The 13,518-nt window shown below is 66.9% G+C and carries 8 protein-coding genes; 3 read left to right on the forward strand and 5 right to left on the reverse strand.

All coding sequences use genetic code 11. The features are described from left to right. Positions 1 to 81: 81 nt before the first annotated feature. The 3 genes from ACIGHN_RS11405 to ACIGHN_RS11415 form a co-directional block, all read right to left on the reverse strand. Positions 82 to 1,065 carry a Bug family tripartite tricarboxylate transporter substrate binding protein gene (locus tag ACIGHN_RS11405; RefSeq protein WP_396504445.1) on the reverse strand — a complete coding sequence of 328 codons (984 nt, stop codon included), beginning with the start codon at positions 1,063 to 1,065 and terminating at the stop codon, positions 82 to 84. 289 nt (positions 1,066 to 1,354) lie between these two features. Next, a complete protein-coding gene (locus ACIGHN_RS11410; protein ID WP_396504446.1) occupies positions 1,355 to 5,878 on the reverse strand; it encodes a PAS domain S-box protein in 4,524 nt (1,507 codons plus the stop codon). 4 nt (positions 5,879 to 5,882) lie between these two features. Then, positions 5,883 to 6,812 carry a diguanylate cyclase domain-containing protein gene (locus ACIGHN_RS11415; protein WP_396504447.1) on the reverse strand — a complete coding sequence of 310 codons (930 nt, stop codon included), beginning with the start codon at positions 6,810 to 6,812 and terminating at the stop codon, positions 5,883 to 5,885. Positions 6,813 to 7,115: 303 nt separating this feature from the next. Here ACIGHN_RS11415 and ACIGHN_RS11420 point away from each other — a divergent pair, with 303 nt between their 5' ends. After that, a complete protein-coding gene (locus tag ACIGHN_RS11420) occupies positions 7,116 to 7,283 on the forward strand; it encodes a hypothetical protein (RefSeq protein ID WP_396504448.1) in 168 nt (55 codons plus the stop codon). Positions 7,284 to 7,364: 81 nt separating this feature from the next. Here the strand turns inward: ACIGHN_RS11420 and ACIGHN_RS11425 are convergent, their stop codons facing one another. Both ACIGHN_RS11425 and mfd read right to left on the reverse strand, forming a co-directional pair. Further along, positions 7,365 to 8,069 (reverse strand): hypothetical protein, encoded by a 705-nt coding sequence (locus tag ACIGHN_RS11425; protein ID WP_396504449.1) that lies wholly within the window; start codon positions 8,067 to 8,069, stop codon positions 7,365 to 7,367. Between the two features lie 42 nt (positions 8,070 to 8,111). Beyond that, the gene (gene mfd / locus ACIGHN_RS11430; RefSeq protein ID WP_396504450.1) at positions 8,112 to 11,591 is read right to left on the reverse strand and encodes a transcription-repair coupling factor; all 3,480 of its coding nucleotides are present in this window, start codon (positions 11,589 to 11,591) and stop codon (positions 8,112 to 8,114) included. 203 nt (positions 11,592 to 11,794) lie between these two features. Here mfd and ACIGHN_RS11435 point away from each other — a divergent pair, with 203 nt between their 5' ends. Next, entirely contained in the window at positions 11,795 to 12,703 is a 909-nt protein-coding gene (locus tag ACIGHN_RS11435) for a 2-C-methyl-D-erythritol 4-phosphate cytidylyltransferase (RefSeq protein WP_396504451.1), read from the forward strand. Positions 12,704 to 12,885: 182 nt separating this feature from the next. Further along, complete coding sequence (ispF, locus tag ACIGHN_RS11440) at positions 12,886 to 13,365, forward strand: 2-C-methyl-D-erythritol 2,4-cyclodiphosphate synthase (RefSeq protein ID WP_056418421.1); 480 nt, start codon at positions 12,886 to 12,888, stop codon at positions 13,363 to 13,365. Positions 13,366 to 13,518 lie beyond the last annotated feature (153 nt).

Below are 13,518 nucleotides of genomic sequence, written 5' to 3' on the forward strand. Positions count from 1 at the left end.
CGGGGCAGCCTGTGGGCGCGTGGCGTGCAGCGGTGCCTTCGATCACGATCACGCGGTGGTGCCACCGACCAGCAATATCGCTCACTGTGGCACCAGCCCAGCCGCCTTCACCAGATCTGCATGGACCTTGATCTCGTGCGAGATCGCGTCCTTGAGCTGCTGGCTGCTGCCCGGCGCCACTTCCATGCCGCTGGCGGCCAGCTTGGCACGGGTGTCGGGGTCGGCCAGGGCCGCATGCGCAGCGCGCTGCAGGCGGTCGATGACGGGCTGGGGCGTTTTGGCCGGGGCCAGCAGGCCGACCCAGGCCGAGAGGTTCATCTCGGGCGCGCCCGCCTCGGCCATGGTGGGGGTCTGCGGCAGCGTGCCGGTGCGCTGCGCGGCCATCAGGCCCAGTGCATGCAGCTTGCCGGACTGGATGTGCGGCAAGGCCTCGGGCAGCACTGCAAACAACATGTCCACCGTGCCCGCCAGGGCGTCGTTGATGGCCGGGGCGCCGCCCTTGTAGGGCACGTGCAGCAGGTCGGTGCCGGTGCGGGTGGTGAACATCAGCCCCGCCAGGTGCTGCGGGCTGCCGTCGCCGGACGAGGCGTAGGTGAGCTTGCCGGGCGCCGCCTTGGCCGCAGCGATCACCGCGGCGACGGTGGGGAATTTCTGCTTGTCCTTGACCACCAGCACCATGGGCTGATTCACGAACTTGGTGATGGGGACGAAGTCCGCCTCGGGGTCGTAGGGCAGGGTCTTGAAGATGCTCTTGTTGGTGGTGAGGAAGGACGCGGGCGAGACCATCAGCGTGTAGCCGTCGGGCGCGGCGCGCGAGACCAGCGGCGTGCCGATCTGGCCGGATGCCCCGGCCTTGTTGTCCACCACGAATGGCTGGCCCAGCTCGGCCGCCATCTTCTGCGTGACCACGCGCGCGATCATGTCGGCGCTGCCGCCGGCGGGCAGGGCCACGATGACCTTGACCGGGCGGTCGGGGTAGGCGCCCTGCGCGATGGCAGGTGCGGTGGTGCACAGGGCCGCAAGGAAGGTGCAGGCCAGGGCCGGAATGAGACGCCGAAATTGCATGAACAACTCCCAGAAGATGAACCAAAGAGGCGGTAGGGAAGTAGGTGAAGCCGCTGCTGGGCAGGTAAGCCTTTGCTGCTTGCGGGCTTGCCGCGGGTTTTCTTCCCAAGCAATTCCTGCACCAGAGGCTGGCATTGCGTCGGTCGCCGACCTGTTCACGCTTCAGTTGCTTCTGTTTTTATAGCATTCAGCGCTTTCCAGGGGCGCGCTCACAGTGCTTTGAGCGCTCGGTCCCGCCGAGAGGGCTCGATCAGCATGCAGGGGTGATGTCGGTGCGGCCGGCTGTGGGTCATTTGGCCGACAGCTCAAGCCCCCGCTGCGGTTCTGCGGATGGTGGCGCCACGCGAGCCAGCAAGGCGCTGGCACTGGCGAAATCGAGGTCGGCCATGTGGCGTTGCAGGCTGGCCAGCGACGCCGTTCCCAGTTGCGCGGTGAGCACGGGTTCGAGCTTGCGCGTCCAGTCAAGAGCGTCGAGATCCTGGGTGGCCAGGAGATGCTGCAGGTGCATGATCTGCTCCCAGGTGCCAGGCGACAGCGCCGCCGCGTGGCCGTGCGCAGCTGTGGAATCTCGCTGCACGCTGATCGTGGGGTCCAGCGCCCACTGACGGGCCATGTCCTGCATCTGCGCCGTCAGCACAGCAATGCCTGTGGTGTCGCCACGGCGCGCCGACGCTTGCGCTTGCGAGGCCAAGGCATGCATCTGCTCGGCACCTACCGTTCCGGACATGCCCTTGAGGTCGTGCAGCACTGCGGCCGCATTCCGGGAAGCCGCTAGACGGGCGTCGGTGGCGGACTCCGGCATGGCTGTGTTCAGCGCCCCGGCGAGGTTGTCCAGCGTGGCGGAAATGCGTTGCAGCATTTGCCACAGAAGCTCGCTGGAGCCTTGAAGCCGAGAAAAGGACAGCTGCGCGGACACTCCCTCCACCCGCGGCCAGTCGGCGGGGGGCTCAGCGGCAGGTGGCAGTGCGTGCTGGACGGCCAGATCATCGTGGCCCGGCAGATGGCGGCGAATGGTCCTCACCAGCATGGGCGGATCGAACGGCTTGCCCACAATCGCGTTCATGCCCGCGACCAGGGCCTCTTCGCGCTCGGCCGACGAGACTCCGGCCGTCAGTCCGATGACCGGCAGTTGCAGCAGGCCCAGGGAGGTCCTGATCCGGCGGGTGGCATCAAGGCCGTCGAGCACCGGCATGTGCACATCCATCAGCACTGCATCGAAGCGGTCCGGATGCTGTGCCAGCAGGTCGAGCGCCGCCTGCCCATGCCGGGCGACAGACACCTGGGCACCCTCGCTGGTCAGGATGCGGGCAGCCACCTCCTGGTTCACCTCGTTGTCGTCCACGACCAGCAGTGACATGCCGCGCAGTCCTTGCCCCTCAGGCACAGGGGCGTCCGGTGCCGTTGCGGACTGGCTGCCTGCCGCGCGGTGCAGCGGCAGCGCCACCATGAATTGGCTGCCCTGGCCGATCTGGCTGTGCAGTTCGATGTGCCCGTCCATGAGCTCTACCAACTGCTTGACGATGGACAGGCCCAGGCCGGTGCCGCCGAACCGGCGTGTGGTGGACGTGTCCGCCTGCACAAAAGGCGCGAACAGCCGCTGCCTGGATTCCTCGGAGATCCCGATGCCGGTATCGCTCACCACAAAGCGGACTTCCACCGTGTCGGCAGTCAGTTCTTGAAAGCGCACCTCGAGCCGCACTTCACCCTGGTCGGTGAACTTCACCGCATTGCTCAACAGGTTGATCAAGACCTGGCGCAGGCGTGTGCTGTCGCCCTCCAGCGCGATGTCGGGCGGCCCTGCGCCATCCACCACATAGGCAATGCCCTTGGCTTGGGCCTGGGGCTCGATCAATGCGGACACATCGCGCACCACCTGGCCCACGTCCAGCGCAAGCGTCTCCAGCGTCACTTCGCCCGCTTCGATCTTGGACAGATCGAGCACGTCGTTGATGACGGCCAGCAGGGCTTTGCCTGCCACCTGCACCTGCTGCAGCATGCGTTGCTGCTCGCCGTCGAGCGCGGTGCGTGCCAGCAGGTAGGACAGTCCGATCACCGCGTTCATCGGGGTGCGGATCTCGTGGCTCATGTTCGCCAGAAAGCGGCTCTTGGCGTCGCTCGCCTCCCGCGCCTGTTGCATGGCAATGCGCAGAGATTTCTCTTGCTCCAGGCGCGTACTCACATCATGGGCGATGCCCAGATACCCGACGAACGAGCCCGTCGCATCGGCCATGCGCGTCACCGCCAGCGATACCGGCACCCGGCCTCCGTCGGCCCGCGCCAGGCGCCACTGGCGCAAGGGGTCTTGGCTGGCGGTGTGGATCAGGGCCATTCTCACTTCGGGAGCAATGCTGTCCATGGGGTCTTGCCGCATCGGCGCAGGTCCTGGGTCCGAGGCCTGATCGCCGTTCTCGACGAAATCCGAGGCATTGCGGTGTCCGATGATCTGCTGCGCTGGCTCCCCCAGCAGCAGTTCGGCTCCGCGATTGAACACCGTCACCACGCCCTGCGCATCGGTGGCCACAATCGCGACCTGTGTGGACGCCTCCAGGACGGTGCGCAGCAGCGTGAGGGTGCTTTGCAACTGCATCTCGGTGCGCTTGCGGTCCGTGATGTCGGTGCGGATGGACACGTATTTTTCGACCCGGCCCTGGGCATCCAGAAACGGCGCCACGACGCTGTCCACCCAGTACAGAGCGCCGCTTTTCGAGCGGTTGCACACCTCTGCCCGCCAACTGTGGCCCGCGCTGATGGTGCGCCACATGTCGACCCAGAAGGATGCCGCGTGCGTACCGGAGTTGACGATGCGGTGGTTGCGCCCCATGAGCTCGTCCCGCTCGAACCCGGAAATGCGGCAAAACGCATCGTTCACATCCACAATGCGGCCCCAGCGGTCGGCGACAGACACGATGGTGTGCTTGTTGAGGGTTTCCAGCAGCGCCGCATTGTCCCGCTGGACGGCGGCGAGCTGCAGGCGGCTCTCGGTGAGTTCCGTCACGTCGTGCACGAAGGCGTAGAAGCCCTTGACCTGGCCCTCGGCAATGTCCGGCAGATAGTGCACGAGAGAGTGCCGCTGGCGTTCGCCTTCGTTGCCGCGACGCGTCTGCTCGAACATGCGGGCCTCGCCCCGCAGCGCCGCCTGGACGTGGGGCGCAGACATCTCGTACATGCTCTCGCCGATCAGCTCGCGCAGGTGCATGCCCGGCACCAGGGCGGGGTCCATGTCGAACCACTCGCCATACGCCCGGTTGGCCACCCGGTTGCGCTGGTCCGGGCCCCAGTAGCCGATCTGGGATGGCATGGCGTCCAGCACGGTTTGCAGGGCGTGCCTTGCGGATTCCAGGTCGCTGGTGCGCTCGCGCACCTGGTCTTCCAGGGTGGCGTTCAGTTCAATGACCCGCAGTGCTGCAGCCCGCACTTCACGCACGTCGCGCAAGGTCTTGGCCAGGCCCACGATGCGGCCATGGCTGTCCTCGATGGGGCTGGCGGAGACCGAGACATCGATCAGCGTGCCGTCTCGATGGCGCCGCGATGTCTCGTACGCCTTGACCCGCTGCCCCTTGGCCACCATGGCCAGCATGGACTCGTCTTCGCCCTCGCGCCCTGCGGGTACCAGCAGCTCCTGCGCGGTGTGGCCCAGCACCTCGTCAGGCTCGTACCCGAAGAGCCGTCTGGCCCCGTCGTTCCAGTCGGTGATGATGCCCTGCAAGGTCTGCACGATGATGGCATCGTCGGACCCCTGCACGATGGCCGCGCGCCTGGCCTGTTCCAGCAACTGGCTGCGCGAGCGGTGCACCAGGTGCAGCACGGCGATGGCCAGCGCCGTCGCGGCCAGGCCCAATAGCACGACCATGACCGCTTCGCGTTGCGGCGGTGCGAGGTTGAGCGATGCAACGAATGCGGGAGTGGGCCGCATGTCGACCTCCCACTCGCGGCCGAACAGGGGCAGGGCGGTCAGCCTTCCAATGCCTGGCTCGGCCGGCATCTCGGCATGGCTGCTGTACAGCCACTGGCCCTCGGGTGCCAGGCGGTCGCGGATGCGCAGCATGAAATGCCCCGACTCCACATCGAGCCCGCGCAGCACCTCGTCCATCTGCAGCGGCGCGTACACCCAACCCCGCAGGGCCTGCTCACGGCTTTCGGTGGTGTCCGTTGCGGCACCAAACCGGTAGACCGGCAGCATGAGCAGCAGGCCTCGGGAGGGTGTGCCCGCGTCCTGCAGCAGCGTGATGGGGCCGCTCAACGTGGCCTGTCCGGAGCGCATGGCCGTCACAGCGGTGGCCAGGCGCAAGGGCTCTGAAGCGATGTCCAGCCCCACCACCGGATTGTTGCGTTCCAGGGGTTCGATGTACTGGATGACGTAGAGATCGCCAGCATGCTGCTCGAACTGGTGCACGCTGAAATCGATCCAGTCTTCTGCCCGCACCTTGCGCACGAAGGCGGCCTCGTCCTGTCTGGCGACCCTGTGGATGTACCCGAAGCCGCGGGCCCCCGGGAACTCGCGCGCGAAGTCCCGGCTCTGGCTGTAGCGCATGAAGGCCTTGTGGTCGAGGTCGTCGCCCGCCGCCGCCACGGCCCCCCGGGTGCCGCGCAGGCCGTACTCATACTGCCGCATGCGCACGGCGATCTCTTCCATGACCCGGCCTTTGAGCCCGTCGAAGCGCTTGTCCAGGGCCTCCCGGTTTTGCTGCACCTGCTGGTCGTAGGCCACCACGGCTGCAACCAGGGTGATGCACATCACCACCAACGCCACGAGGATCGACATCCTCGCCACGTTGGTGGCATTCTGGCTGGACTGGCGCGGGTCGGCAGCCATCGGTTCAGTACCCTGGGCGCCACGCGCGCCAGCAGTCTCTCCCGTCGTTCTTGGCGGCGTAGAGCGCTTTGTCGGCGCGGCCCACCAGCCCCCTCAGGTCTTCGTCATCCACGGGCTCGGCCTGGGACTGTGCGTGCGCCGAGCGTGTCGCCACGCCCACGCTCACCGTCACATGGTCTGCATGAAGGGATGCTGCGTGCGGCAGTGCCAGCATGCGCACCGCCTGTACGGTGCGCTCTGCCACCTCCTGCGCACCCGCCGCATCCGTTTCGGGCAGCATGATGGCGAACTCTTCACCGCCCAGGCGGCCGACCAGATCCCCGGGTCGCTGGCCCGCGGACAGCAGGACTTTCACAAGGGCCTTCAAGCAACTGTCACCCGCAGGGTGTCCATAGTGGTCGTTAAAGCGCTTGAAGTGGTCCACGTCCACCATCAGGAGCGACAGGGACGCGGCACTGCGCGCGCACCGCTGCCATTCCCGCAGCAGCAGTTCATCGAAATGGCGGCGGTTGCTCACGCCGGTCAACCCGTCGGTCGTGGCCAGGTTGCGCAGTTCGTCGGTCAGGCTCTTGATGCGCAACTGCGTGCGTACGCGCGCCAGCAGCAAGGCCGCGTTCACGGGCTTGGTAATGAAGTCGACGGCACCGGCCTCCAGGCCCCGGACCTCGGACTCCGTCTCACCGTGGCCGGTCACGAAAATCACGGGCACATTCGCCAGCCGGGCATCCCCCTTCATGGCCGCGCAGACCTCATAGCCGCTCATGCCGGGCATCTCGGCGTCCAGCAGCACCAGGTCGGGAATGCTGCGTGCCATCTGTTCCATCGCGTCGCGGCCACGCGTGGCAAACCGCAGTTGGGCAACCCCTTTGAGCATGCCCGCCATTACCTGGATCATGGCGGAATTGTCATCAACGATGAGGATGCTCGTGTTCATGCACTGCCCATTCTGGGTTTCGTTGTAGGCACCGGCAAGTGCAATCTGCGTACTGCCTGCTGCGGCGCTGTGCGCGGCGCCATCCAGGCTCCAAAAAGCGCGCATCCTACGGCCAGCCTCTGACGTCGTCCTGACGTGGAACTCCGCGCATCGCGGCCTGGTCGTGCCAGGCGGCGAGTGTGCGGACGGTGGCGGGATTTTTCCTTGACTTGCGTCAAGTCTTTCGGGCGCACGTCGCGCGTGTAACAAAACGCTTAGCGATTTGGCGATCGCGACTCACAATGGTTCTCCTGGAGGGGCGCCATGATCAACAGGTTTTTGAACCGGGTTTCGCCGTTTCGAAGTGTTCGGGCGCGTTTTTCGGCGGTGATGGGGGGCTCGGGCATCGTTCTGGGCCTGGCCCTGACCTTTTTCATGCAGTGGCATCTGGAAGAAGGTTTGAGCAACTCGGCCCGGGACGGTCAGCGGTAGCGGCCTTTTTGGGTCTATCTGCCCAACGGTACCCACCGGGCGTGGTTGACCGAAACACTGCTGCAGAGACCGGGCCTTGTCTCAGGAGTACAGCCATCTTGTAAACCACCCATTCACTGAATGCGGGACCCACCCAGCCACAGCCTCGGTGACAAACCAGAACACGATCAGCCCCAGCATTCCGGTACACCACAGGCTCAGCCACCGCAGCATCGGGTATGCAGGCCACACGCGGTGCCGTGCCGCCACCAGCACGATGATCCCCGCGAAGCCACCCAGAGCTGCCGGCCACGGGACATACGACCAATCCGCCCCGTCCAGTGCCAGCACTGCCGCAGCGGTGCACGCCGCACCCACCGCCCCGCTCACCAAACACCGCCGCCCGGTCCATTGAGCCAGCGGAGCGAAAAGCCACAGTGCCACGCTCAGAGCCAGCGCGGCGGAGCCTGGCGTGCCTGGCCAGATGTACGGGTCGGGGATGTCATAGCGGACTGAATAGCCGATGTCCCTCATCGTGGCGGGTAGCCAGAACTGCCACCAGCACGTGAGCGCCACCACCATAGATGCGGCCGCTCGATGCAACCGGGCTCCGAGCTTGAGGGCAGCCCAGGGGGCCAGCACGCTGACCGGGATGCTGATGACCACCAAAAACCCGGGCGACCAATGAATGTTCATCGGGCCGCTGGACGAGAACCCGCTTTGCGCGCTCCAGGCTGCAACCACCCACAGCACCAGCAGCAGCGCCCACGCGGCGGACCACGCCCTGCGCGCGGTGTCGGTCAACATGGATTCACCACTGCCCGCAGCGCGAGGAGAGTCTGCAACCCGTCAAGCCGGCACCGCCACCGGCTGCCCCAGCGAGCGCAAGATATCCCGCACCATCTGCGCGCGGTCCTTCGGGTCCTTCAACTCACGCTCGATGCGCAGCTTCTCGTTGCCCGCCAGCTTGATGTGCTTGTTCTTCTGGATGAGCTCGATGATGCGCATCGGGTCGATGGGCGGCTGGGGTTTGAAGGTGATGTTGATCACGCCCGGGGCGGCATCGACCTTCACCACGCCGTAGGGCTGGCTCAGCACGCGCAGGCGGTGCACGTCGATGAGGGTCTGGGCCTGCGGCGGCAGTTTGCCGAAGCGGTCCACGATCTCTTCGAGCAGGCCGTCGATCTGGTCGGGCGTCTTGGCGGTGGCCAGCTTCTTGTAGAACGACAGGCGCAGGTGCACGTCGCCGCAATAGTCGTCGGGCAGCAGGGCGGGGGCGTGCAGGTTGATGTCGGTGGTGACGCTCAGCGGGCTGAGCAGGTCCGGCTCCTTGCCGGCCTTGAGTGCCTTGACGGCTTCGTTGAGCATCTCGTTGTACAGCTGGAAGCCCACCTCCAGCATGTTGCCGCTCTGGTTCTCGCCCAGCACCTCGCCGGCGCCGCGGATCTCCAGGTCGTGCATGGCCAGGTAGAAGCCGCTGCCCAGTTCCTCCATCTGCTGGATGGCATCCAGGCGCTGCGCGGCGTGCTTGGTCAGGCCCTCGGTGTCGGGCACCATGAGGTAGGCGTACGCTTGGTGGTGGCTGCGGCCCACGCGGCCGCGCAGCTGGTGCAACTGCGCCAGGCCGAACTTGTCGGCGCGGCTCATGATGATGGTGTTGGCCGTGGGCACGTCGATGCCGGTCTCGATGATGGTCGAGCACAAGAGGATGTTGTAGCGCTGGGCCACGAAGTCGCGCATCACGCGCTCCAGTTCGCGCTCCGGCATCTGGCCATGGGCCACGGCGATACGGGCTTCAGGCAGTATCTCTTCGAGCTTCTGGCGGCGGTTCTCGATGGTCTCCACCTCGTTGTGCAGGAAGTACACCTGCCCGCCCCGCTTCAATTCGCGCAGCACCGCCTCGCGGATCACACCCGTGCCCTCGTTGCGCACGAAGGTCTTGATCGCCAGGCGCCGCTGCGGCGCGGTGGCGATGACCGACAGGTCGCGCAGGCCTTCGAGCGCCATGCCCAGCGTGCGCGGGATGGGCGTGGCCGTCAGCGTCAGCACGTCCACCTCGGCGCGCAGGGCCTTCATCTGCTCCTTGTGGCGCACGCCGAAACGGTGTTCCTCGTCGATGATGAGCAGACCCAGGTTGTGGAATTTGGTGGATTCGCTCAATAGCTTGTGCGTGCCGACCACGATGTCCACCGTGCCGTCGCCGATGCCCTTGATGGCGGCAGTGATCTCCTTGCCCGAACGAAAGCGCGACACCTCGGCCACCTTCACCGGCCACTTGCTGAAGCGGTCCACCAGGGTCTGGTAGTGCTGCTCGGCCAGCAGCGTGGTGGGCGCAAGAAAAGCCACTTGCTTGCCGCCGGTGACGGCCACGAAGGCCGCGCGCAGGGCCACCTCGGTCTTGCCGAAGCCCACATCGCCGCAGACCAGGCGGTCCATGGGGCGGGGGCTGATCATGTCCTGGATCACCGCGTGGATGGCGGCGTTCTGGTCGGCGGTTTCTTCGAAGCCGAAGTCGTTGGCAAAGGTCTCGTAGTCCTGCGGGCTGTAGCGGAAGGCGTGGCCCTCGCGCGCCGCGCGGCGGGCATAGATGTTGAGCAGCTCGGCCGCGCTGTCGCGCACCTGCTCGGCGGCCTTGCGCTTGGCCTTTTCCCACTGGCCGCTACCGAGCTTGTGCAGCGGCGCTTCGTCGGCGCTCACGCCGGTGTAGCGGCTGATCAGCTGCAGCTGGCTCACGGGCACATAGAGCACGGCCTTGTCGGCGTATTCGAGGTGCAGGAACTCCTGCATGGCGGGCGTGCCGTCGGGGTTCTTGTTGCCCACGTCCATGTTGACCAGGCCGCGGTAGCGGCCGATGCCGTGGGCGCTGTGCACCACGGGGTCGCCGACGTTCAGCTCGGCCAGGTCCTTGATCAAGGCCTCGACGTCGCTCACCTGCTCCTGCTTCTTGCGCCGGCGCGTGGTGGGGCCGGCGGCAAACAGCTCGGTCTCGGTGACGAAGTCGATGCCGTCCTCGATCCAGCTGAAGCCCACCGTGAGGCCGGCGGTGGCGATGCCCACCTTTTCGTCGGCCGTGCCCTGGAACTCGGCCAGCGAGTCGAAGGCCGGCGGGTTCACGCCGCTGGCGCGCAGAAAGTCGAGCAGGCTCTCGCGCCGGCCCGCGCTTTCGGCCAGCAGCAGCACGCGGTGCTGCGTGTTGCGGATGTGGGCGTGCAGCCGGGATAGCGGGTCTTCGGCACCACGCACTACCGACAGGTCGCCCAGCTTCTGAAAGTGCGGGTTGTCGGCAATGTCCTCCACGCCAGGGCGGATGGACAGCTGGGCATGCTCCTTGGCGCGCGTGTAGAACTGGTCGGCCGAGAGGAACAGCTCCTCGGGCGGCAGCACCGGACGCTCGGGGTCGCCCTGCACCAGGCGAAAGCGGTCTTTCGTGTCTTGCCAAAAGCGCTGGAAGGCGGGCTCCAGGTCGCCGTGCAGCACGACGGTGGCCTCTGACCCGAGGTAGTCGAACACCGTCGCTGTGTCATCGAAGAACAGCGGCAGGTAATACTCGATGCCGGCCGTGGCCACGCCCGCGCCCATGTCCTTGTAGATGCGGCTCTTGGTCGGGTCGCCCTCGAGCATCTCGCGCCAGCGGCTCCTGAACTTGGCGCGTGCCTCGTCGTCCATGGGGAATTCGCGGCCGGGCAGCAGGCGCACCTCGGGCACGGGGTACAGGCTGCGCTGGCTGTCGGGGTCGAACGTGCGGATGCTGTCGATTTCGTCGTCGAACAGGTCCACCCGGTACGGCACCAGCGAGCCCATGGGGAACAGGTCGATCAGCCCGCCGCGCACCGCGTATTCGCCGGGGCTGACCACCTGCGACACGTGGCTGTAGCCCGCCAGCGTGAGCTGGGCCTTGAACTTGGCCTCGTCGAGCTTTTGCTTGACCTTGAAGTGGAAGGTGTAGCCCGCCAAGAAGGACGGCGGCGCCAAGCGGTACAGCGCCGTAGTGGCGGGCACCAGCACCACGTCGGCGCCGGTGTCCTTGTCCTTTTGGCTGATGCGCCACAGGGTGGCCAGCCGCTCGCTGATCAGATCCTGGTGGGGCGAGAACGTATCGTAGGGCAGCGTCTCCCAGTCCGGGAACAGCGCGCAGCGCAGCCCGGGCGCGAAGAACGCCATTTCCTCGATGAGGCGCTGCGCATCGGTGGCGTCGGCCGTGACGATGGCGGTGGTGCGGCCGGCGGCCTTGTCACGTTCGGCCAGGCGGGCCAGCAGCAGCGAATCGGCGCTGCCCACGGGGCGGGGCAGGGTGAAGCGTTTTCCGGGGGAGAGTTTGGGCAGTTCCATGCGGACGGTACGTGTCGTCGGTGGGCCCGCCGCACCCGTTGGGCGCAGAAAGCGCACGGGCTGTTTCGGGGGCAACGGAGCATTCTAGGACCTGCGCATGAACTCTGCCGGGCCCGCGCACGCGCTTGCCCGCCGCCGCCTGCGGCAGCGCCCAGGACGCAGTGGACGGTGCACCATCCCGCCCCTCCTAAAATGGCCCCCTCATGACCATCGATCCGCTGCTGCAATCCTCGCTCGCCACGTCCCACGCCCCTCCAGTGGCGCCGGGGCGGTTCTGGGCGCTGGTGCCCTGCGCGGGCACCGGGTCGCGGGCGGTGGCAGCACCGCCTGCCGCGCCGGCGGGCTCCACCGTGTCGGCCTTCGGCGCGCTGGCTGCCGCGGCGGGCGAGCCAGCCGCGCCGCCACCCCTGCCCAAGCAGTACCACCTGGTGGCGGGCTACCCGATGGTCATGCACACGCTGGCGGCATTTGCGGGTGTGGGCCGCCTGGCCGGCACCTTGGTCGCCGTGGCGCCTGGGGATCATTTTCTGCAGGCCCACGCGCATCCCTCGTTCTTTGTCGTCGACTGCGGCGGTCCCACCCGCGCCGCCACGGTGCAGGGCGGGCTGGCAGCGCTGGAGGCGCGGGGCGCCCAGCGCGACGACTGGGTGCTGGTGCACGATGCAGCGCGCTGCCTGGTCACCGCCGAGCAGATCGACCGGCTCATCGACGTGTGCGCGCACGACAGCGTGGGCGGCCTGCTGGCGCACCAGCTGGCGGACACGCTCAAGACATCGACCGATGGCCCGGGCGGCGTGCGCGTGTCCTCCACGGTAGACCGCAGCAACAAGTGGCTGGCGCAGACGCCACAGATGTTCCGCATCGGCCCGCTGCAGGATGCCCTGGCGAAGGTGGGAACGAACGTGACCGACGAAGCCAGCGCAATGGAGGCGATGGGCCTGCACCCGCGCCTGGTGCCTGGCGGCGCGCAGAACTTCAAGGTGACCTACCCCGACGACTTTGCACTGGCCGAAGCCGTGCTGGCCCAGCGCGGCCACGGCACCACGCTGGCGCGCTTTGGCGGCGAGCGCGGGCAGGGCGCCACCGAGACGGGGCGCAAGACTATTTTTTGAAGCACATCGCCCGCGAATTCGCTGGTGCGAGACACGGATTTATCAACGCAGCGGAACAGCGCGGCTCACCCAGCCAAGCCCAACGGTTCTGGCCAGGCGCTTCGCCGCACGCAATACACCCGTACGGCACGGCGGGGCAACGACGCCATAAGAGCTGGGTAAGTCGCTAACAAAAGGCACACATGAATTTCAGGATTGGAGAAGGTTGGGACGTGCATGCGCTGGTGCCAGGCCGCGCGCTGGTGATCGGCGGGGTGACCATCCCCCACACCATGGGTCTGCTGGGCCATTCGGATGCCGACGTGTTGCTGCATGCGATCACCGACGCCATTCTGGGCGCGGCGGGCCTGGGTGACATCGGCACCCATTTCCCGGACACCGACGCGCAGTTCCGCGGGGCAGACTCTGCCGTGCTGCTGGCGGAAGCCGCGCGCCGCGTGCGCGCTGCGGGCTACACCATCGGCAATGTGGACAGCACCGTGGTGGCCCAGGCCCCGCGCCTGGCTGCGCACATTCCCGGCATGCGCGAATGCATTGCCAAGGCGCTGGCCATCGAGCCGGGCCAGGTGAATGTGAAAGCCAAGACCGCCGAACGCCTGGGGCCCGTGGGTCAGGGGCTGGCGATGGAAGCGCGGGCCGCGGCGCTGATCTACAAAGCCTGAGGCGCTGCGCGCCAAAACCGACGGCCGCTCGGTGTTGGACGGATAATGTGACCGGGCGTTGTGCCTGCAGCATCAGCGTGCCGCTTCGACGACACGCACCAGGCCTTGTCACCGCATTCGGCTGCGCCAAGCGCAGTGACCGATATACAAGAG

The organism is Acidovorax sp. NPDC077693 (assembly GCF_044542805.1).
GTDB lineage: Bacteria > Pseudomonadota > Gammaproteobacteria > Burkholderiales > Burkholderiaceae_C > Acidovorax.

Excerpts from the sequence above, each read along its gene's own strand:
- ispF (WP_056418421.1), top strand. The coding sequence starts at position 12,886 with ATGAATTTCAGGATTGGAGAAGGTTGGGACGTGCATGCGCTGGTGCCA.
- ACIGHN_RS11420 (WP_396504448.1), top strand. The coding sequence starts at position 7,116 with ATGATCAACAGGTTTTTGAACCGGGTTTCGCCGTTTCGAAGTGTTCGG.
- ACIGHN_RS11410 (WP_396504446.1), bottom strand. The coding sequence starts at position 5,878 with ATGGCTGCCGACCCGCGCCAGTCCAGCCAGAATGCCACCAACGTGGCG.
- mfd (WP_396504450.1), bottom strand. The coding sequence starts at position 11,591 with ATGGAACTGCCCAAACTCTCCCCCGGAAAACGCTTCACCCTGCCCCGC.
- ACIGHN_RS11435 (WP_396504451.1), top strand. The coding sequence starts at position 11,795 with ATGACCATCGATCCGCTGCTGCAATCCTCGCTCGCCACGTCCCACGCC.
- ACIGHN_RS11425 (WP_396504449.1), bottom strand. The coding sequence starts at position 8,069 with ATGTTGACCGACACCGCGCGCAGGGCGTGGTCCGCCGCGTGGGCGCTG.
- ACIGHN_RS11405 (WP_396504445.1), bottom strand. The coding sequence starts at position 1,065 with ATGCAATTTCGGCGTCTCATTCCGGCCCTGGCCTGCACCTTCCTTGCG.
- ACIGHN_RS11415 (WP_396504447.1), bottom strand. The coding sequence starts at position 6,812 with ATGAACACGAGCATCCTCATCGTTGATGACAATTCCGCCATGATCCAG.